General features: G+C 66.5%; 17 protein-coding genes. 8 read left to right on the top strand and 9 right to left on the bottom strand.

Going from position 1 to position 18,991, the window contains the following annotated elements:
• The first annotated feature begins 14 nt into the window (after positions 1-14).
• The 3 genes from glnE to Q8R75_RS09360 all read left to right on the top strand — a co-directional run bounded on the left by glnE (position 15) and on the right by Q8R75_RS09360 (position 4,227).
• Positions 15-2,750: a bifunctional [glutamate--ammonia ligase]-adenylyl-L-tyrosine phosphorylase/[glutamate--ammonia-ligase] adenylyltransferase gene (gene glnE, locus Q8R75_RS09370; RefSeq protein ID WP_305625975.1), complete on the top strand. Its 2,736-nt coding sequence runs from the start codon at positions 15-17 to the stop codon at positions 2,748-2,750.
• Between the two features lie 36 nt (positions 2,751-2,786).
• Entirely contained in the window at positions 2,787-3,155 is a 369-nt protein-coding gene (locus Q8R75_RS09365) for a hypothetical protein (protein ID WP_305612378.1), read from the top strand.
• A gap of 97 nt (positions 3,156-3,252) precedes the next feature.
• Positions 3,253-4,227, top strand: a complete 975-nt coding sequence (locus tag Q8R75_RS09360; protein WP_305612377.1) for a sulfite exporter TauE/SafE family protein — start codon at positions 3,253-3,255, stop codon at positions 4,225-4,227.
• A 97-nt stretch (positions 4,228-4,324) separates the two neighbouring features.
• Here the strand turns inward: Q8R75_RS09360 and Q8R75_RS09355 are convergent, their stop codons facing one another.
• Complete coding sequence (locus tag Q8R75_RS09355; protein WP_305612375.1) at positions 4,325-5,023, bottom strand: VIT family protein; 699 nt, start codon at positions 5,021-5,023, stop codon at positions 4,325-4,327.
• A gap of 70 nt (positions 5,024-5,093) precedes the next feature.
• On the opposite strand from Q8R75_RS09355, the gene Q8R75_RS09350 reads away from it, so the two are divergent.
• Entirely contained in the window at positions 5,094-5,810 is a 717-nt protein-coding gene (locus Q8R75_RS09350; RefSeq protein WP_305612374.1) for a rhodanese-like domain-containing protein, read from the top strand.
• Positions 5,811-5,844: 34 nt separating this feature from the next.
• Here Q8R75_RS09350 and Q8R75_RS09345 read toward each other — a convergent pair whose 3' ends face one another.
• On the bottom strand, positions 5,845-6,774 hold the full coding sequence (locus tag Q8R75_RS09345; RefSeq protein WP_305612372.1) for a DUF808 domain-containing protein: 930 nt from the start codon (positions 6,772-6,774) through the stop codon (positions 5,845-5,847).
• Positions 6,775-7,000: 226 nt separating this feature from the next.
• Here Q8R75_RS09345 and Q8R75_RS09340 point away from each other — a divergent pair, with 226 nt between their 5' ends.
• Positions 7,001-7,150: a hypothetical protein gene (locus Q8R75_RS09340; protein WP_305612370.1), complete on the top strand. Its 150-nt coding sequence runs from the start codon at positions 7,001-7,003 to the stop codon at positions 7,148-7,150.
• A 23-nt stretch (positions 7,151-7,173) separates the two neighbouring features.
• Positions 7,174-7,713, top strand: a complete 540-nt coding sequence (locus Q8R75_RS09335; RefSeq protein WP_305612368.1) for a glycine zipper 2TM domain-containing protein — start codon at positions 7,174-7,176, stop codon at positions 7,711-7,713.
• 51 nt (positions 7,714-7,764) lie between these two features.
• Here Q8R75_RS09335 and Q8R75_RS09330 read toward each other — a convergent pair whose 3' ends face one another.
• Positions 7,765-8,394: a trimeric intracellular cation channel family protein gene (locus Q8R75_RS09330; protein WP_305612366.1), complete on the bottom strand. Its 630-nt coding sequence runs from the start codon at positions 8,392-8,394 to the stop codon at positions 7,765-7,767.
• Positions 8,395-8,507: 113 nt separating this feature from the next.
• On the bottom strand, positions 8,508-8,930 hold the full coding sequence (locus Q8R75_RS09325) for a CBS domain-containing protein (RefSeq protein WP_305612364.1): 423 nt from the start codon (positions 8,928-8,930) through the stop codon (positions 8,508-8,510).
• 145 nt (positions 8,931-9,075) lie between these two features.
• On the opposite strand from Q8R75_RS09325, the gene Q8R75_RS09320 reads away from it, so the two are divergent.
• Positions 9,076-9,993: a DMT family transporter gene (locus tag Q8R75_RS09320; RefSeq protein ID WP_305612362.1), complete on the top strand. Its 918-nt coding sequence runs from the start codon at positions 9,076-9,078 to the stop codon at positions 9,991-9,993.
• Positions 9,994-10,025: 32 nt separating this feature from the next.
• Here the strand turns inward: Q8R75_RS09320 and ssb are convergent, their stop codons facing one another.
• Both ssb and Q8R75_RS09310 read right to left on the bottom strand, forming a co-directional pair.
• The gene (gene ssb, locus Q8R75_RS09315; protein ID WP_305612360.1) at positions 10,026-10,541 is read right to left on the bottom strand and encodes a single-stranded DNA-binding protein; all 516 of its coding nucleotides are present in this window, start codon (positions 10,539-10,541) and stop codon (positions 10,026-10,028) included.
• 121 nt (positions 10,542-10,662) lie between these two features.
• Complete coding sequence (locus Q8R75_RS09310) at positions 10,663-12,012, bottom strand: MFS transporter (RefSeq protein ID WP_305612358.1); 1,350 nt, start codon at positions 12,010-12,012, stop codon at positions 10,663-10,665.
• Positions 12,013-12,288: 276 nt separating this feature from the next.
• On the opposite strand from Q8R75_RS09310, the gene uvrA reads away from it, so the two are divergent.
• On the top strand, positions 12,289-15,138 hold the full coding sequence (gene uvrA, locus Q8R75_RS09305; RefSeq protein ID WP_305625995.1) for an excinuclease ABC subunit UvrA: 2,850 nt from the start codon (positions 12,289-12,291) through the stop codon (positions 15,136-15,138).
• A gap of 775 nt (positions 15,139-15,913) precedes the next feature.
• On the opposite strand, the gene Q8R75_RS09300 is transcribed toward uvrA, so the two are convergent.
• Genes Q8R75_RS09300 through Q8R75_RS09290 form a run of 3 tightly spaced genes read right to left on the bottom strand, consistent with a single transcriptional unit; the run spans position 15,914 to position 18,931 of the window.
• Complete coding sequence (locus Q8R75_RS09300) at positions 15,914-16,561, bottom strand: response regulator transcription factor (protein ID WP_305613467.1); 648 nt, start codon at positions 16,559-16,561, stop codon at positions 15,914-15,916.
• A complete protein-coding gene (locus tag Q8R75_RS09295; RefSeq protein WP_305613466.1) occupies positions 16,558-18,057 on the bottom strand; it encodes a sensor histidine kinase in 1,500 nt (499 codons plus the stop codon). Before Q8R75_RS09295 ends, Q8R75_RS09300 begins: the two co-directional genes overlap by 4 nt.
• Before the next feature lie 55 nt (positions 18,058-18,112).
• Positions 18,113-18,931: a helix-turn-helix domain-containing protein gene (locus Q8R75_RS09290; protein ID WP_305613465.1), complete on the bottom strand. Its 819-nt coding sequence runs from the start codon at positions 18,929-18,931 to the stop codon at positions 18,113-18,115.
• Between the last annotated feature and the right edge of the window lie 60 nt (positions 18,932-18,991).

Here is an 18,991-nt window from a genome sequence, read left to right as displayed (position 1 = left end):
CGCAGAGACGACACATGGATGCATCTACCGCCATTGCCCACGCCCGACGACACAGTCGCTACCTCGACCGCCTGCTCGATGCCCGACCGGCACTCATAGGCACGCTGACCGGTACCCTGCAGGCGCACGCCAGTGCAACCGTGCTCGAGGACTGGCTGGCGCAGACGGCATTCGAGACGGGCGACGAAGCCGGCATCAAGCGCGCGCTGCGCCACCTGCGTGCCCGCACGATGGCCCATCTGATCGTGCGTGATCTGGCTGGCCTGGCCGATCTGGACGAAGTGACCGAGGGCATGACGCTGCTGGCCGAACTGACCGTGCGCGTGGCGGCCGATCAGGCGCGCCTCCCGCTCACAGCGCGTTTCGGCGAGCCGCGTGGCGAGGCCGAGGACGGCAGCGCCGGCGTGGTGCAGCCCTTCATCTGCATCGGCATGGGCAAGCTGGGCGGGCGCGAGCTGAACGTCAGTTCCGACGTCGATTTCATCTTCGTCTATCCGGAAAGCGGCGAAACCGATGGCCAGACGCCGAACGGGCTGGGCAAGCAGATCGACAATTTCGACTTTTTCACCCGGCTGAGCCGCAAGGTGATCGAACTGCTGTCGGAAGTGACGGCCGACGGCTTCGTGTTCCGGGTCGACATGCGCCTGCGCCCGAATGGCGACAGTGGTCCGCTGGCGGTCAGTTTCGACATGCTCGAAAACTACTTCTTCACCCAGGGCCGCGAGTGGGAACGCTATGCCTGGATCAAGGCGCGCGCGCTGACCGGCAGCCGGCACGACGAACTGGAGTCCCTGCGCAAGCCCTTCGTGTTCCGCAAATACCTCGATTTCGGCGCCATCAACGCGATGCGCGACCTGCACGCGCAGATCCGCCGCGAAGTGGCGCGGCGCGACATGGCCGACAACGTGAAACTGGGCCCGGGCGGCATCCGCGAAATCGAATTCATCGCCCAGGTGTTCCAGCTGATCCGTGGTGGCCGCGAAAGTGCGCTGCAGATCCGTCCGACGCAAAAGGTGCTCGACCGGCTGGCGATGCGCGGCGTGATGACCGAAGAGGCGGTGGACGAACTGCATGCGGCCTATGTGTTCCTGCGCCGCCTTGAGCACCGGCTGCAGTACCTCGATGATGCGCAGACGCACAAACTGCCGGCCGACTCCGGCGATCAGGCCCTGATCGCCAGCGCCATGGGTTTCGACGACTACGCGAGCCTGCTGAGCGAACTCGATGCGCATCGCAGCCGGGTCAGCCGGCATTTCGACGCCGTGTTCGGCGCGCAGGAAACGGACACCTCAGCGCCGCGCGCGCTGTGGCAGGACGCCGACCAGGGCGACGACTGCCGAAGCGCACTCGCCACCATGGGCTTCAGCGAGCCGGAAGACCTGTCGAACCGGCTGGTCGCGTTCAAGTCCGGCAGCCGCTACCGCCAGTTGCCCGACACTTCGCGCAACCGGGTCGACGCACTGGTGCCCAAACTGCTCGAAGCGTGCCGCGAAACACCTCACCCGACGGCGACGGCGCTGCGCGGGCTCGATCTGCTGGAAGCAATCAGCCGGCGCGCCGCCTACCTGGCGCTGCTGGCGGAGTTTCCTCAGGCACTTGGCCAGGTGGCACGGCTGATCGGTGCGTCGAGCTGGGCCGCCAGCTATCTGGTGCGCCACCCCATCCTGCTCGATGAACTGCTGGACGCCCGGCTGCTGACCGGCGAACCGGACTGGCCGGCCTTCGATGCGGCGTTGCGAGTGCAGCTCGACGAACTGGGCGACGACACCGAACGCCAGATGGACACCATGCGCGACGCCCACCACGCTCAGGTTTTCCGCTTGCTGGCACGCGATCTGGCGGGCGAGCTGTCGGTCGAGCGGCTGTCCGACCACCTGTCGGCGCTGGCCGACGTGATGCTGCGCGTCACGCTCGACCTGTGCTGGCGCAAGCTGGCGCGGCGCCACCGCGACACGCCGCGCTTCGCGGTCATCAGCTACGGCAAGCTGGGCGGCAAGGAACTGGGCTATGCATCCGATCTGGACGTGATCTTCCTGTTCGACGACGAGCACGAATCGGCCCCCGAAATCTACGCCCGGCTGGCGCAGCGCCTGCTGACCTGGCTGTCCAGCCACACCAGCGCCGGCATGCTGTTCGAAACCGACACCCGGCTGCGGCCGAACGGCGAATCCGGCCTGCTGGTCAGTTCAGTCGAAGCCTTCCGCGACTATCAGCGAAAATCCGCCTGGGTGTGGGAACACCAGGCGCTGACCCGCGCCCGCTTTTCGGCCGGCGACGCACAGGTCGGCGAGCAGTTCGAAGCCATCCGCAACGAGGTGCTGACGCGCGACCGCGACCTCACGACGCTGCAGCGCGAGGTGCTCGACATGCGGCGCAAGATGCGCGAGGGCCACGCCAACAAATCCGACCTGTTCGACATCAAGCACGATCCGGGCGGCCTGATCGACCTCGAATTCGCGGTGCAGTACCTGGTGCTCGCCTACGCATCACGCCACCCCGAGCTGACCGGAAACCTGGGCAACATCACGCTGCTGCGCATTGCCTCGCAATTCGGCCTGCTGCCGGCGCCGGATGCGGTCGCCGCCGGCAACGCCTACCGCCACCTGCGTCACCTGCAGCATGGCCTTCGCCTGAACGACGCGCCCAAGGCGCGCGTCGATCCGGCCCAGGTGGTCGTCGAGCGGGCAGCCATCACCGCCATCTGGACGCGGCTGTTTCCGGATGCAGCGAACTTGACCACCCCGTCCTGACTCATACGCTCATGAACCGATGCCGGAGCACCCGATATGCCGAATAGCCGCTGGATACTTGTCGCCCTGCTTGCCGTGATGCTCGGTGGCTGCGCGACCTACCCGCCGCGCCCGCCGGCACCGACCACCGATGAAATCGTGCAGATGTCGAAGGACGGACTGACGCCGGCCGAAATCATCCAGCGCATCGACGAAAGCGGTGCCCTGTATACGTTGAAGGCATCGGAACTGGCAAATCTGCGCGAACAGGGTGTGTCCGACGAGGTGATCGACCACATGCAGGTCACGCTGCTCGAAGCCACCCGGGCGCGCGAGGCCATGCGCGAACGCGAACGCATGTGGATGTTCGGCTACCCCGGATATCCGGGTTATCCGTGGGGCTACTGGCGGCGGCCGTTCTACTGACGGAAAATGTCTTTCAGAGCTATGCTTATAATCAAATATCACTTTTTGAGATAAGTATTGCTGGCTAGACTGCGCCCTCCTCAAGGAGTGCAGCGCAGTGAAAATCCGCCATATAGACACCCGCCCGACTGCTGTCGGGCAGGCCCACGAAGCCCTCGGCCTGCCGCCGGTCGAGCAGGTCATCGACCGCGCTCAGACGCGTCCGCTGGTCACAATCGCCACCTGGCTGATCGGCTTCACCCTGTTCGGTCTCGCCACGGTCCTGCTGGTACGCGGCCTTCCGATGAGCGACCCGGCCGCAGCGCTGGCCATCGTCATCGAGGTCGTCACGTCGAAGGAATTCCTCACGGCCGCCGCAGTCGGTTTCATCGCGCAAAGCATCGACGGCGCACTTGGCATGGCTTACGGCATTTCCGCCACCACTTTCCTGCTCGGCACCGGCGCCTCCCCCGCGGTGGCCAGCGCAAGTGTGCACATCGCTGAAATCTTCACCACCGGTCTGTCCGGCCTGTCGCATCTGCGACTGGGCAATGTCGATCGCAAGCTGATGCTGCGCCTGCTGGTGCCCGGCGTGATCGGCGGCGTGCTGGGCGCGCTTTTCGTCACCCAGCTCGACGGCGCGGCGCTCAAGCCCTGGATTTCCGGCTACCTGCTACTGATGGGCGTCTATGTGCTGACAAAGGCGTGGCGTCACCGGCGCAAGCCGGCGCAGGAACCGAAGCATGTCGCCAAACTGGCGCTGTTCGGCGGTTTCGTGGATGCCGCTGGCGGCGGCGGCTGGGGCCCGGTGGTGACGACCAGTCTGGTCGGTGCCGGTCAGGACCCGCGACGCACCATCGGTTCGGTGAATTTCGCCGAATTCTTCATCGCCATCGCCAGTGCCGGCGCCTTCGTATTGTTCATCGACGCGGCGCCCTGGGCCACCGTCGCCGGGCTGGTGGCGGGCGGCATGTTCGCCGCGCCACTGGCCGCATTCCTGTGTCGCGCCCTGCCGGCGCGCGCGCTGCTCGTGCTGGTCGGCCTGCTGATCAGTGCGCTCAGTGCCTACAACCTGGTGAAGGCGCTCGGATAAGCAGAGTTGCGGGACGAAAGCGTCAAGTGGCGAGCGTTGAAACGAGGCGTCAGACCGCGACTTGAATCGTGCCCGCCTCGACCCCTTGCGACTCGGCTCAGACGGCAACACCGAACCAGGATCCGACCAGCGCAGTCAGCCCCATGGCTGCAGCGCCCCAGAAGGTGACGCGCAGCGCGCCACGCAGCGGTGACGCACCGCCGACCTGCGCCGCCACGGCGCCCAGCCCCATCAGCGAAACCAGCGACGCGACGGTCACGGCCGTCGTCATGGAGTCTTCCGTCGTCAGCACGACGGCGAGCAGAGGAATGCCGGCGCCCGCCGCAAAGGCCAGCGCCGATGTCAGCGCGGCCTGCAGCGGACGCGCCTGACCATCGATCGGGATCCCCAGTTCGTCACGCGCATGCGCTTGCAGCGCGTCACGTTCCATCAGCTGGCGCGCCACTTCGTCGGCGGTCGACGGATCGAGCCCTCGCCCGACGTAGATAGCGGCGAGTTCGCTCATTTCATGCACCGGATCATTCTCCTGCTCGCGCCGCTCCTGCTCGATGTCCGCCCGTTCCGTGTCCGCCTGCGAATGGACCGACACGTATTCGCCGGCCGCCATCGACATGGCTCCGGCCACCAGTCCGGCCACGCCGGTCAGCAGCACGACCTGCGGCGTCGCATTCGCGGCGGCCACGCCGGCGATCAGGCTGGCGGTCGACACCACACCGTCGTTGGCGCCCAGGACGGCGGCACGCAGCCAGCCGCTGCGGTGGCTGCGATGCATTTCCTTGCGCGGGGCACGAGTCATCAAGGTTCAGCCTTCAATAGTGTGTCCAGACCACACGGTATACTTTCTGACCGTCCTGATTGAGTCACTCATGTCCCGTTTCGCCAATATTGCCGCCTATCGCTTCATACGACTGGACGAGCGCGACGCGCTGCGTACGCGCATCCACGAGGCCGCGCGCGCGCGGGGCCTGCTGGGCACGGTGCTGCTGGCGACTGAAGGCATCAACCTGTTTCTCGCCGGCGCGGCCGACAACCTGCGCGCCTTCCTTGCCGATCTGGCGGAAGATCCGCGTCTTGCCGGGCTTGATGCGAAATGGAGCTATTCGGACGCGGTGCCTTTCAAGCGCCTGCGCGTGCGTCTGAAGAAGGAAATCGTCACGGTCGGCGCGCCGGATTTCGATCCGGCCGACACCCCGGCGCCCTATCTGCCCGCGGCTGAACTCAAGCGCTGGTATGACGAAGGCCGCCGTTTCGTCATCATCGACACGCGCAACCGCTGGGAAGTGGAACAGGGCAGTTTCGACCAGGCGCTCGACCCAGGTGTCGACAGCTTTGGCCAGTTCCCGGCAGCGCTCAAGCAATACGCCGACCTGAAAGACACGCCCATCGTCACCTTCTGCACCGGCGGCATCCGCTGCGAAAAGGCCGCGCCGCTGATGAAGAAGGCTGGCTTCACGCAGGTGTATCAGCTCGAGGGCGGCATCCTGCGCTACTTCGAAGAGGTGGGCGGCGCCCACTGGCACGGCAACTGCGTCGTGTTCGACGACCGCGGCGCACTGAAGCCCGATCTCAGTCCGGCTGGCTGAGCGCGCGGGCGCTGCACGCGAGAACAGACCGTTGTTATGCGCCGCTGGCGCCGCGCAACTTCTTCACGCCCAGCACGACGGCCAGCGTGAGCGCACCGGCGACGATGCCCGTCAGCGCGTCGGCAAGGAAGGGCAGCAGCACGCCGGCCACCGTGCCCGCAGACTGCGCCACCGCTTCGGTCAGGTGGACGATTGCCTCGTGCAGCGGCGCAATGCCGTGGGTCAGGATGCCGCCGCCGACCAGGAACATCGCCGCCGTGCCGGCGACCGAAAGGAATTTCATCAGCCAGGGCGCAGCCGTCAGGATGCCGCGGCCGAAGGCGCGCAACGGCGCGGAGTCTGAACGGCTGAGGTAAAGCCCGCCGTCGTCCAGCTTCACGATACCTGCCACCAGACCGTACACGCCGACGGTCATGATGGCGGCGATGCCGGCCACCACGGCGACCTGGGTGCCGAATGGCGCGTCGGTGACAGTGCCCAGCGTGATGGCTATGATTTCTGCCGACAGGATGAAGTCGGTTCGTATCGCGCCCTTGATCTTGTCCTTTTCCAGCGCCACCAGATCGACTTCGGCGCCAGCCAGCGCCGCCAGGTGTTCCTTGCGCGTCGCTACATCCTCGTCCGGGCTGTGCAGGAATCCATGGGCAAGTTTCTCGAAGCCTTCGTAACAGAGGAACAGCCCGCCAACCATCAGCAGCGGCGTGACCGCCGCAGGTATGAAGGCGCTGATGGCCAGCGCCGCCGGCACGAGTATCAGCTTGTTGCGCACCGAACCCAGCGCCACCGCCCACACCACCGGCAGCTCGCGGTCGGCCTTGACACCGGCGACCTGCTGCGCGTTCAGCGCCAGATCGTCACCCAGCACACCGGCGGTCTTTTTCGCGGCAACTTTGGTCAGTACCGATACGTCGTCCAGCACGCTGGCGATGTCGTCGATCAGTGCAAGAAGGCTGGCGCCAGCCATATCGATATTCCGTTGTGAAGGTTTGCCGCGCGGATCCGTGCGGCATGCGACGCGCAGCATCCTACCCGAAGACCCGTTCCCCATGCCCTGCACATTCGTGTAGGACGGGGCCGACAACGGGTGCGCCCGATGCTGACGGGTTGCTCGCGGCCCCCCTCTTAAGCTCCGGTCACGGCTCCATGCCATCCACTTCACCACCCCAATTGAGTACCGACCGGAGAGATTGATGTCCGCCGCCCAACTTCTGATGTGCGCTTTGATGGTGATAGCCACCATCGCGCTGATCGTCACCGGCCCGGACGACGGGCCGGTCGAGCAGGCCGCTGCAGCGGCCAGCGAAAGCCTGTTGTCACTGACCCGGATCCTGAATCATTGAACCTGACCACGAGACCGACCATCATGAAACAGACCACCAGAAAAATCGTCGGCAGCGCCGGCCTCATCAGTTGTTGCTTCATGCTCGCCGCGTGCGATCCGCAATCCACCTTCCCGATCGGCCCGCAATCCGGCGCCGCAGAGCCGGTGAAACAGGAACGCGTGACCAACGAACCCCGAAAATCGGGTGAGGCTCGCACGGTTGCTGCGAAGCCGGAACCCGCAGTACGCGCCGATCTGGGCGAAGTGATTGCAGTGGAGCCCATCGTGGCAGAAGGTGAAGCCAGCGGCGTCGGTGCAGCCGTAGGCGGTGTCGTCGGCGGCCTGCTCGGCAACCAGATCGGCAGCGGCAGCGGCCGCAAGGTCGCCACTGCGGTCGGCGCGGTCGGTGGCGCGGTCGCCGGCCACACGATCGAAAAGAATCGCAACGAACATGTCTCCGGCTACCGGGTGAACGTGCGCATGGATAACGGCGAACAGCGCAGCTTCACTGAAGGCGCCGATACCGCCGTGCGCGCCGGTGACCGGGTGCGCGTGGTAGACGGCGGCCTGCAGCGCAGCTGAAGCCCGCAACTGACCTCGGCACTTGACGTCAGTCCGCAGGCGCCCTGGTGATCAGTCCTCGCGCCAGCCCGGGACCGACCAGCCGGTCAGCACCGCCAGCAGTCGCAGACCGGCGATCAGCACCACGGCCACGCCGAGCGACACCAGCGGCGTGACGTCCAGCGCATTCATGCCCAGATAGGCCCAGGCGCCGACGAAGGCACACAGCGCATACGGCCGGTGGTCGCGGAACACATAGGGCACTTCGTTGCAGATCACGTCGCGCATCACGCCACCGAATACGCCGGTGATGACGCCCATCATGGCCGACACGAACACCGGCATGCCCGCCTCGTAAGCCAGGCTGACGCCGGTCACGGTAAACAGGCCCAGTCCGAGCGCGTCCGGAATCAGGATGGCGCGTTCGGTAAAGCGGTGATGGCGCGCGCGCAACCAGGGTACGGCAGCCAGCGACAGCAGGAAGATCAGCCACACATGGGCCTGATGTTCGACCCAGAAGAAGGGCCGGCGATCGAGCAGCACGTCGCGCACCGTACCGCCGCCGAACGCCGTGATGAAGGCAACAGCGAACACCCCGACCACGTCCATGCGACGGCGCGCCGCCTCGATGAAACCGGACAGGGCGAACGCAAGGGTGGCCGCGAATTCGATCGCGGCGATCAGGAGCTGGAATCTGGGCATCGCGCGATTCTAGGGCCTGTTGACATTGAACTGCGGGCCGCGCGCGCGCCGGCTTCGCCACGCGCAGGGCGCGGGTGGGTCGGGAAGTCCCGGATCGCCCGCGCCGCCTTCAGTCAGCAGATGCGTTCCCACAGGCTGGTTTCGTCGCCCAGGCGCTCGAATTCCACGCCGTTGAAGTCACCGCGCGACACCACACCCAGAATGCGCCCAGCCTCGACCACCGGCAGATGACGGTATCCGCCGTCACTCATCGCGCGCAACGCGTCGAGCGAGGTTTCGCCCGGGCCGATGGTGCGCGGATCCGGCGTCATCGCAACCGCCAGCCGTGTGTCCGGGCCATCGTGGGCCTCAGCCAGAATGCGCACTGCATCCCGGCCGGTGAAAATGCCGGCCAGCGCCCCCTGGTCGTTGACGACCAGCACGGCACCCACGCGGCGTTCCCACATGCGTCGGCAGGCATCGCCGACCGTCTGTCCGGTGCTCAGCAGCAACGGGTCCTGATCCTTGATGACAAGTTCGATGCAACGCTTCTTCATGTCTGCTCCCGCTTGAGTCGGAGCCCATGCTCCGTGATCAAACAATAGTCCGGACTACGTTCCATTTCTTGAGCCTGATCAGCTTCCGGCCCTGCCGGGCGCCGGGTCGGCTAAGCTCTCGCCCGCCCGTCAGCTCGTTCACATCATGAGTTCCACCGAAGCCTCCCCGTCATCCCGCTTGGGCGGCTATCTCGCCGCCGCCGGTACCGTCGCCATCTGGACCGGCTTCATCCTCGTTTCACGCATGGGTGGGAAAAGCGCGCTGACGCCCTACGACACGCTGGCGCTGCGGCTGGGCACGGCCGCCCTGCTCCTGCTGCCCTTCGCCGGCAGTCTGCCGCGCGGGGCCTGGCGCGACGGCAGGCTGTGGGCGCTGGCCATGATGGGTGGCCTGCTCTACGGCGTGCTCGCCTTCGCCGCATTCAAGTTCGCCCCGGCCGCCCACGGCGCCATCCTGCTGCCCGGCATGCAGCCCTTCCTGATCGCCGCCGTCGCCTGGGCGGTCAGCGGCGCGCGGCCCGGCGGCGCCAGTATCGCCGGGCTGGTGTTCATCGCTGTGGGCATCGCCTGCGTGACGCGACACGAACTGGTCGGCCACGGCAGCTGGACACCGGACCTGCTGATCGGCGACGCGCTGCTGCTCGGCAGCTCGCTCGCCTGGGCCATCTATTCGGTGTTGGCCAGGAAATGGGCCTACGACCCGTGGACGCTGACCCGCTTCGTCGCACTGGCGTCCGCGCTCGTGTTCCTGCCGGTCTATCTGCTGTGGCTGCCGAAAGCGCTCGACGCCGTCCCACTGTCGATGCTGGCGCTGCAGGGGCTTTACCAGGGCGTGGCCGTGACCATCGTCGCCATGGTGCTGTTCCTGAAGGCAGTGGCGGTACTGGGTGCTCAGCGCACCGGCGCACTGGTCGCACTGGTGCCTGTGCTGGCCGGCGTGATGGCCGCGCCGCTGCTGGGCGAGGCGCTGTCCGGCTGGCTGATCGCCGGCCTGCTGTTCGTGTCGGCGGGCGCGTTCGTGGCGGTCAGACCCGGGCGCAGAAAGACAAACGGCGCGCTCTGAGGCGCGCCGTCGCAGTGGCCAGACGCGCCGGATCAGAACGGAATGTCGTCGTCCATGCCGCCGAAGCCGCCCGAACTGCTGGCCGGGGCGGACTGCGGAGCGGGCTTCTGCGGCGCGCGCGCGGCGGGCGCCTGGCGCGGCGACTGATCGAAATCGTCGCCACCGCCACCGCCGCTGTAGCCTTCGCTGCCGGCACCGCCACCGCCCATGCCCTGGCGGCTACCCAGCATCTGCATCTGGTCGGCGCGGATTTCGGTCGTGTAGCGGTCGTTGCCGTCCTTGTCCTGCCACTTGCGGGTGCGCAGGCTGCCTTCGACATACACCGCCGAACCCTTGCGCAGGTACTGACCGGCGATTTCCGCCAGCCGGCCGAAGAACGCAACGCGGTGCCACTCGGTCATTTCCTTCTTTTCTCCGGTCGCCTTGTCCTTCCAGCTGTCGGTGGTCGCGACGGTGATGTTGCAGATCGCGTCGCCATTCGGTGCGTAGCGGGTTTCCGGGTCTTTCCCGAGATTGCCGACCAGAATGACCTTGTTGACTGAAGCCATGATTTCTCCCCCGGAGTGTCTTGAGCGTGCGCCCCGACGGGGCCCACGGACTGCATGATCAAAACGGCGCTGCGCGCCGCGTCTTCGTTCGCACAGGGCAGATTACGCCCATTGCATAATCTCAGGTACCGGCGACCGGCTGGTCGAGCAGCCGGCGCACGACTTCTTCGTCCCACAGTTCCAGATTGACCTTCAGGAAAGCCATGCGCCGCTCTGCCTCGATGCGCACTTCGCGCAGACCGGGCAGGTCGTTGATCTGGTCACGCAGGCGGTCCAGATCGACATGTTCGTCGATCACGTACTCGCGCAGCGCGACCACCGGCGGCGGCTTCATGCTGCGCGCCCACAGCAGCCACACGATGGCCAGCACAGTGCAGAACAGATAGACGCCATCTTCGCCGAAGCGCAGCGCGATTGCACCGCCGATCGCACTGCCGGTCGCCGCACCGAAGGACTGCGCGGTATTGAACACGCCGAGCGCCGCGCCCTTGGCGTCCGGCGGCGCGATGCGCGACACCAGCGACGGCAGCGTGGCTTCAAGCAGGTTGAACGCCACGAAAAACACGAACAGGCCGCCGATCAGCACCCAGGCAAGGTCGAGATGCAGCAGGAACATCACCTGCGACACGATCAACGTGACGATGGAAGCAAGGAAAACGGTCTTCACGCGTGACTTGCGTTCGGCCCAGATGATGGCCGGAATCATGCAGATGAAGCTGGCGATCACGATCGGGAAGTACAGCGTCCAGTGTTCGGCGACCGGCAGGTCCATCACCTGCACAAGGGCCAGCGGCACCATCAGGAACATGGCCATCTGCACCATGTGCACGACGAACATGCCGAAATTGAGGCGCATCAGCTGGCGGTCACCGAACACGCGTGCGAATGGCGCAGGCTTCACGACCGGCGCGTGTTCCGGGTCGGGCACGACGAACAGCAGCAGCGGAATGCCGGCCAGCGCCAGCCCGCCGATCAGCAGGAAGATGCCCTCCATGCCGATCCAGCCGTAGAGCGCCGGCGCCAGCACCAGCGAGCCGGCAAACACCAGACCGATCGACGTGCCGATGACCGCCATGATTTTCGTGCGGTGCTCGTCACGCACCAGATCGGCCACCAGCGCGGTGGCCGCGGCCGAAATGGCACCACTGCCCTGCAGGATGCGGGCGGCGATCATCCAGTTGATGTCGGGCGCCCAGGCGGCCATCGCGCTGCCCGCGGCGTACAGCAGCAGACCGATCACGATGATGCGCTTGCGGCCGAAGCGGTCCGAAGCGGCGCCGAGCGGAATCTGCATCACGCCCTGCGACAGGCCGAACATGCCGAACGCCAGGCCGACCCAGAAAATGTTGTCGCCGCCCGGCAGGGTGCGCGCGAACACCGCGAACACGGGCAGCACGAGGAACAGCCCCAGCATGCGCAGGGAAATGATGAAGGCCAGCGCAGCCCCCGCGCGCAGTTCCGTGCGGGTCATGCGGTCTTTTGTCGGGGGAGTCATGTGAGGCAGGAAAACGGTCAGCCGGGATTCTAGCAAGCCGGCAGGGTCTGATGCGCCGCACCGGGCTCTTTTCTGCGCGCGCGACGCCAACCCACGCAGAGCCCGTGCCAAGGATCATCCGTACCCCACGCATCGCCCTTGCCCCTTGCCCTGGAATCTTCAATCTTGAATCTTGAATCCGGATTCCTGCGCTCCTCGCCTTTCCCCCCGAAATGGGTTCTCATACCCGGTTGCATGAAACCGGGCGGGCTGATGGACTGGATACGCATTCGTGGGGCGCGCACCCACAATCTGAAGAACATCAATATAGACATCCCGCGCGACCGCCTGACGGTGATCACCGGTCTGTCGGGCTCCGGCAAAAGCTCGCTGGCGTTCGACACGCTGTATGCCGAGGGGCAGCGCCGCTACGTCGAGTCGCTGTCCGCCTACGCGCGGCAGTTCCTGCAGCTGATGGAAAAGCCGGATGTCGACCTGATCGAGGGGCTCTCGCCGGCGATTTCGATCGAACAGAAGGCCACCAGCCACAATCCGCGCTCCACCGTGGGCACGGTGACCGAAATACACGACTACCTGCGCCTCTTGTTCGCGCGCGTCGGCACGCCGCACTGCCCCGAGCATGGCGCGCCGCTGGCCGCGCAGAGCGTGTCGCAGATGGTCGATGCCGTACTCGCGATGCCGGAAGAGAGCAAGGTGGCCATCCTTGCGCCGGTGGTGAGCGAGCGCAAGGGCGAGCAGGTCGAGCTGATATCCGAGCTGCGTTCGCGCGGCTTCGTGCGCGTGCGGCTCGACGGCAGGATGATGGACATCGACGCGCTGCCCAAGCTCGACAAGAACATCAAGCACACCATCGATGTGGTGGTCGACCGGCTGAAAGTGCGCCCCGACATGCGCCAGCGCCTCGCCGAATCGATCGAAACCGCGCTGCAGCAGGCCGAGGGGCGCGCCATTGCGCTGGACATGGACAGCGACGCCGAACAGCTCTTTTCGGCCCGCTTTGCCTGCCCGGTGTGCGGCCACAGCGTGTCGGAACTCGAGCCGCGCTTTTTCTCGTTCAACAATCCGGCCGGCGCCTGCACCAGTTGCGACGGCCTGGGCATGGTCACCTTCTTCGACCCGGCGCGCATCGTCGCCCACCCGCACCTTTCGCTCGCCTCCGGCGCGATCCGCGGCTGGGACCGGCGCAACCAGTTCTACTTCCAGTTGCTGTCCAGCCTGGCCGGGTTCTACAAATTCGACATCGACACCCCGTTCGACGAGCTGGACGCGGCGCTTCAGGCCGTCGTACTGGAGGGTTCGGACAAGGTCCGCATTCCGTTCCGCTACCTGTCGGAATCGGGCCGCGCGACGATACGCGAGCACGTGTTCGAAGGCGTGGTGCCGAACCTGGAACGCCGCTACCGCGAAACCGATTCGGTCGCCGTGCGCGAAGAGCTGGGCAAGTACCGCAACACCAAGGTGTGCCCGGACTGCAAGGGCACGCGGCTGCGCAGTGATGCGCGCCACGTGAAGGTGGCCGAGCACACGCTACCGGAACTGGCAGGGCTGCCACTACGCGCCTGCAAGGCCATCTTCGACGGCATGGAACTGGATGGCGCGCGCGCTGCGATCGCCGCCCGCATCATGCGCGAAGTCGCCGCCCGGCTCGGCTTCCTGATCGACGTCGGACTGGACTACCTCAGTCTCGACCGCTCGGCCGAATCGCTGTCCGGCGGCGAGGCGCAGCGCATCCGGCTGGCCAGCCAGATCGGCTCGGGCCTGACCGGCGTCATGTATGTGCTCGACGAACCGTCGATCGGCCTGCACCAACGCGACAACGCCCGCCTGCTCGGCACGCTGTCGCGGCTGCGCGACCTCGGCAACACGGTGGTGGTGGTCGAACACGATCAGGAAGCGATCGAAATGGCCGACCACGTGGTCGACATGGGCCCGGGCGCCGGCCAGCACGGTGGCGAAGTGATCGCCCAGGGCACGCCGGCCGACATCGAAGCGTGCGAAGCCAGCCTGACCGGTGCCTACCTGTCGGGTCGCCGGCAGATCGCCGTGCCGCAAACCCGCACGCCGGCGAAGGACGACTGGCTGCACATCCGCGGCGCCCGCGGCAACAACCTGCACGGCACCGACGCGGCGATTCCGGTCGGGCTGCTGACCTGCGTGACCGGCGTGTCCGGTTCGGGCAAGTCCACATTGATCAACGACACGCTGTATGCCGCGGCCGCCCACCATCTGTATGGGTCGGCTGCGCTGCCGGCGGCGCACGACGCGATCGAGGGGCTGGACCTGTTCGACAAGGTGATCAATGTCGACCAGTCGCCGATCGGCCGCACGCCGCGCTCGAACCCGGCCACCTACACCGGCCTGCTGACGCCGATCCGCGAACTGTTCGCCGGCGTGCCGGAAGCGCGTTCGCGCGGCTACGGCCCGGGCCGCTTTTCGTTCAACGTGAAGGGCGGCCGCTGCGAAGCCTGTCAGGGCGACGGGCTGGTGCGCGTCGAAATGCACTTCCTGCCCGACGTGTTCGTGCCCTGCGACGTGTGCAACGGGCGTCGCTACAACCGCGAAACGCTGGACATCCGCTACAAGGGCAAAACCATTCACGATGTGCTGTCGATGAAGGTGACCGAAGCGCGCGACTTCTTCGACGCCGTGCCGACGGTGGCGCGCAAGCTTGAAACGCTGGTCGAAGTCGGGCTCGGCTACATCGGCCTCGGCCAGAGTGCGACCACGCTGTCCGGCGGCGAAGCCCAGCGGGTGAAGCTCGCGCTGGAACTGTCGAAGCGCGACACCGGACGCACGCTGTACATCCTCGATGAGCCGACCACCGGTCTGCACTTCCACGACGTGGACATGCTGCTCGGCGTGCTCGGCCGGCTGCGCGACGCCGGCAACACCATCGTCGTCATCGAACACAACCTCGACGTGATCAAGACCGCCGACTGGATCATCGACCTCGGCCCGGAAGGGGGTGCCGGCGGCGGGCGCATCGTCGCCACCGGCACGCCCGAGCAGGTCGCCGCCGAGCCGGCGTCGCACACCGGGCGCTATCTGGCGCCGCTGCTCGACAAGGACGCGCGGGGCCAGCCGCATCCGGCCGCCGGCTGAGCGGCCGGCGACAGCCGCGGTAACGCACGGTCAGAGCGGCCGCCTTCGGCGCCTGTTTCTGCCGGCGCCGGAACCGGACGCTGACGCCAGAACCCGCATCGCCGTGGCGTCCGGTGTGGCGACAGAGCCGGTCACCGCCCACCTGCTTCCAATAATGTGCCGGGTGGCGTCGGGCGGGTGAGCGCGGCTTGTTGGGCATCGCTGCGCTCACCCCAACCTACGGAGTTGGGCGATGCGTTGGGCGGGTGAACGTGACTTGTTTTGGGCATCGCTGTGCTTACCCCAACCTACGGGGTTGGGCGATGCGTTGGGCGGATGAACGTCACTTGTCGGGCATCGCTGCGCTCACCCCGACCTACGGGGCTGGGCGATGCGTTGGGCGGATGAACGTCACTTGTCGGGCATCGCTGCGCTCACGCCAACCTACGGGGCTGGGCGATGCGTTGGGCGGGTGAACGTCACTTGTCGGGCATCGCTGCGCTCACTCCGACCTACGGGGCTGGACGATGCGTTGGTCGGGTGAACGTGACTTGTTGGGCATCGCTGCGCTCACCCCAACCTACGGGCGCGGGACGATGCGTTGGGCGCGTGAACGTCACTTGTTGGGCATCGCTGCGCTCACCCCGACCTACGGGGCTGGATGATGCGTAGGTTGGGGTGAGCGCAGCGATGCCCAACGATCGAGCTTCGACCGTGATCGCGACGCGAGCCAACAAGTCCGGTCCAGCCTTGCTGCGAACGGCATCTTGCCGGTCTGGCCGCGTCCTGGCCGTACTCAGTCGATCAGCTTGAGCTGGCGCGCCGCGTGCATCAGTTCGATGTCGGTCGACACGCCGAGCTTGGACTTGATCTGGTAATGGATGTTGAACACCGTCTTCACGCTGATGTGCAGCGTGTCGGCGATGTCCTCGCGCGATTTTGCGGCGATCAGCATGCGCAGGATTTCGAATTCGCGCGCGCTCAGTGCGGCCAAGGGATTCTTTGCAGCGCTGCCGGCGCGGCGCAGCGCCGCCAGTTCGACCTGTACGTCGGGGCTCAGCGTCTGCCGGCGGTGGTACACCGCGCAGATCGCCTCGACCAGCAGGTCGGGCGGCGAACTTTTGGTGACGTAGCCGAGCGCACCCGATTCGAGTGCCTTTTCGACGAAGGTGGCGTCGCGGTGCATGGTGAAGATGAGCACGCGCGCATCGCGGTCGCGCTGCAGGATGTGCTGCAGCGTCTGGATGCCGCTGGCGCCAGGCAGCGTGATATCCATCACCACCACATCAGGCGCCAGTTCGACGTAAAGCCGGTAAGCCTCTTCGCCTGAGCCCGCTTCGGCTGCGATGGTCAGCGGCGGATGGCGCTCGATCAGCCGCCGGTAACCTTCGCGCACCACCGCGTGGTCGTCGACCAGAAGCACGCTGACCGGTGTATCCGTCATGCCGCCATTCCCCCTTCGTTCAGTTGCCAGGGCACAACGATGTCGACCACCAGCCCCTGTGGTTCGCGCACCGACCACTGCACGCGACCGCCGAGCGCGATCACCCTTTCCTTGACGCCGATCAGGCCGAAGCCGCCGGATTTTCCCTGCGGCGCAGGCAGGTCAGGCCCGCGTACGACGCCGTCGTCGCTGACGCGCAGGCGGATGTCATCGCTCGCTGCGCGTCGTTCCAGTCGTACGTCGACCGCAGTCGCGTCCGAATGCTTGGCCGCATTGGTCAGACATTCCTGCACGATGCGATACAGATTGATCGCAATGTCATCCGGCACGTCGGCGAACTCGCCGCTTACATCGAGCCGGTAATTGCAGCGGCCGCGCGCCTGGGCGCCCCACATGCGCACCAGCTTGTCGAGGCCGGCGATCAGCCCGTACTCGTCCAGCCCCACCGGCCGCAGATCGCGCAGGATGCCGTGCAGCGATTCCATCATGCCGCTGACCGTGCGCAGCACGGTCTGTCCGCTGGTGCGCAGCGCAGTCGGCTCGGGTTGCGGCCGCGCGGCTTCGTCCACGACGCAGGCGGCCTCGGCGCTGATCGACGCCAGGCTCTGCCCGAATTCGTCGTGCAGTTCCCGCGCCAGCCGCCGGCGCTCGCCTTCCTGCACGGTGAGCAGCATCTGCGCCAGCCGTTGCTGTTCCTGCGTCTTCTGTTTCAGATTGCCGGCCATCGCGTTGAACACCGAACCGATGCGGTCGAATTCGATCAGTTCGAACGCCGGCAGCCGCGCATCCAGATCGCCGCGCTCGAGCTTGCCCAGACCGTCGAGCACCGCCTCAGCCGGGCGCAGCGCGCGGCCAATGCTGAAGTAGATCAGCACATTGAACGCCAGCAGTGCCAGCACCGCCCACATCAGCAGACGGGTGATTTCGTTCCACACGGCGGCACTTTCGCGATCGGCGTCGACGCGGATGAGCACTTCGCCCATCTTCAGGCCAGGCGCGCGCCCGACGTCCAGGCCGACGCCGTACGGCTGGTACCACAGCACGCGCCGCCCCACCTTCACGCCGGGCGCCTCGCCGCCGTCGACGACGGTTTCGGCATCGCGATCGATGCGCCGGTTCAGCATGTAGCGGATCAGTTCGCGGAACCATGCGGGTGCCTGCGCAGCGTCCTGCGCCGGCGGCGCCTGCTGCTGACAACTGTTGGCGGACAGCGAACCTTCCAGGTCAAAGTACTGCACGCACAGTCGCGTCACTTCGGAAAATTCGGCAAAGCGCGCGAGGTCGGGCTTGCCGATATTCAGTTCGAGTCCGCTCAACTGGCGCGACATCTGGTCGGTGATCAGCCGCGATACCAGATCGGCGTTGCGCACCGCCTCGGCCTGCAGCCGCGTCGTGGTGCGCCAGATCAGGCCGGCCGACGCGAGCGCACCGATCGCCACGGCGAGCAGCGTGATGCGCAGCATCAGCGTCAGTTTCAGGTTGGTGCCACGCTTCATCACCGGAGTTTAGCCGCACGCACCGCGGGCATCTTGCCCGCGCGGCGACCGACCATCAGTCGGCGCCGCTGCCGGGCAACGCGAACAGCCGTTGCGCAATCCGCGCCGCCGCCGCCTCGAGCCGCGCACGACAGGCGGCGCGGCCGGATTCGTCCAGCCAGGCGCTAATGAAGGTGGTGCCGATGGCAGCCACCGGATAGCCGCCTGCATCACAGATCGGCACCCCCATGCCGCTGGTGCTGCGGTCGAGCACCATGCCGTCGAACGCGCTGTAGCCGTGCGCCAGCGCGAATTCGATCGCCGCGCGATGGCGCGTTTCGTCGTAGCGCTCGACGCGGTGAAAGCGTGACAGGTTGATGCGCACCACCTCCCACACCTCTTCTTCCGGCAGGCGCGACATCATGGCGAGGCAGCTCTGCGTGACGCCGAACGCCGTGCGCAGGCCGACGTCGCCGCGCCCGACCTGGATCTGCGAAAGGCTGTCGTAGCGCCCGATGCACACGCTGTCCAGTCCGCTGCGGATGTTCAGGAACACCACCTGATCAAGCGCCACGGCGAGCGCACTCAGTTCGGTGGCCGCCGCACGTTCGATCGGCTGGCGGCCGATCGCCGAATAACCCAGTGCGGCCAGATCGCGGCCGAGGTTGAAGCGCAGCGTGACCGGATCGCGCTCGACCCAGCCCATATCGATCAGCGTGTCGAGCACGCGGTGGATGGTCGGCCGCGGCAGGCCGGTGCGCGCGACCAGTTCGATCAGCAGACTGCCGCGGCGCGAGCCGCGCGCAATCGTCGTCACCAGCAGGCGTGCGCGGTGCAGGCTGCCTGCCGGCGCCTCGTCCGCTTCGCCGCGCGGCGCTGCAGTTCGCCCGTTCATGCGGCAGTCCGTCTCCTGTTCGTCGGTTCGCAGAGGCAATGTCCGATATGCGGACACCTA

This window comes from Methyloversatilis sp., from assembly GCF_030696805.1.
Taxonomy (GTDB): Bacteria; Pseudomonadota; Gammaproteobacteria; order Burkholderiales; family Rhodocyclaceae; genus Methyloversatilis.
This window is presented reverse-complemented; position numbering and strand designations above follow the sequence as displayed.

Bases quoted from the DNA above. Each gene is read 5' to 3' on its own strand.
- Q8R75_RS09345 (WP_305612372.1), bottom strand. From the start codon at position 6,774: ATGGCTGGCGCCAGCCTTCTTGCACTGATCGACGACATCGCCAGCGTG.
- Q8R75_RS09295 (WP_305613466.1), bottom strand. From the start codon at position 18,057: ATGAAGCGTGGCACCAACCTGAAACTGACGCTGATGCTGCGCATCACG.
- Q8R75_RS09325 (WP_305612364.1), bottom strand. From the start codon at position 8,930: ATGAAGAAGCGTTGCATCGAACTTGTCATCAAGGATCAGGACCCGTTG.
- Q8R75_RS09350 (WP_305612374.1), top strand. From the start codon at position 5,094: ATGTCCCGTTTCGCCAATATTGCCGCCTATCGCTTCATACGACTGGAC.
- Q8R75_RS09340 (WP_305612370.1), top strand. From the start codon at position 7,001: ATGTCCGCCGCCCAACTTCTGATGTGCGCTTTGATGGTGATAGCCACC.
- glnE (WP_305625975.1), top strand. From the start codon at position 15: ATGGATGCATCTACCGCCATTGCCCACGCCCGACGACACAGTCGCTAC.
- Q8R75_RS09300 (WP_305613467.1), bottom strand. From the start codon at position 16,561: ATGACGGATACACCGGTCAGCGTGCTTCTGGTCGACGACCACGCGGTG.
- Q8R75_RS09310 (WP_305612358.1), bottom strand. From the start codon at position 12,012: ATGACCCGCACGGAACTGCGCGCGGGGGCTGCGCTGGCCTTCATCATT.
- Q8R75_RS09320 (WP_305612362.1), top strand. From the start codon at position 9,076: ATGAGTTCCACCGAAGCCTCCCCGTCATCCCGCTTGGGCGGCTATCTC.
- Q8R75_RS09330 (WP_305612366.1), bottom strand. From the start codon at position 8,394: ATGCCCAGATTCCAGCTCCTGATCGCCGCGATCGAATTCGCGGCCACC.
- uvrA (WP_305625995.1), top strand. From the start codon at position 12,289: ATGGACTGGATACGCATTCGTGGGGCGCGCACCCACAATCTGAAGAAC.
- Q8R75_RS09355 (WP_305612375.1), bottom strand. From the start codon at position 5,023: ATGACTCGTGCCCCGCGCAAGGAAATGCATCGCAGCCACCGCAGCGGC.
- Q8R75_RS09290 (WP_305613465.1), bottom strand. From the start codon at position 18,931: ATGAACGGGCGAACTGCAGCGCCGCGCGGCGAAGCGGACGAGGCGCCG.
- Q8R75_RS09335 (WP_305612368.1), top strand. From the start codon at position 7,174: ATGAAACAGACCACCAGAAAAATCGTCGGCAGCGCCGGCCTCATCAGT.
- Q8R75_RS09365 (WP_305612378.1), top strand. From the start codon at position 2,787: ATGCCGAATAGCCGCTGGATACTTGTCGCCCTGCTTGCCGTGATGCTC.
- ssb (WP_305612360.1), bottom strand. From the start codon at position 10,541: ATGGCTTCAGTCAACAAGGTCATTCTGGTCGGCAATCTCGGGAAAGAC.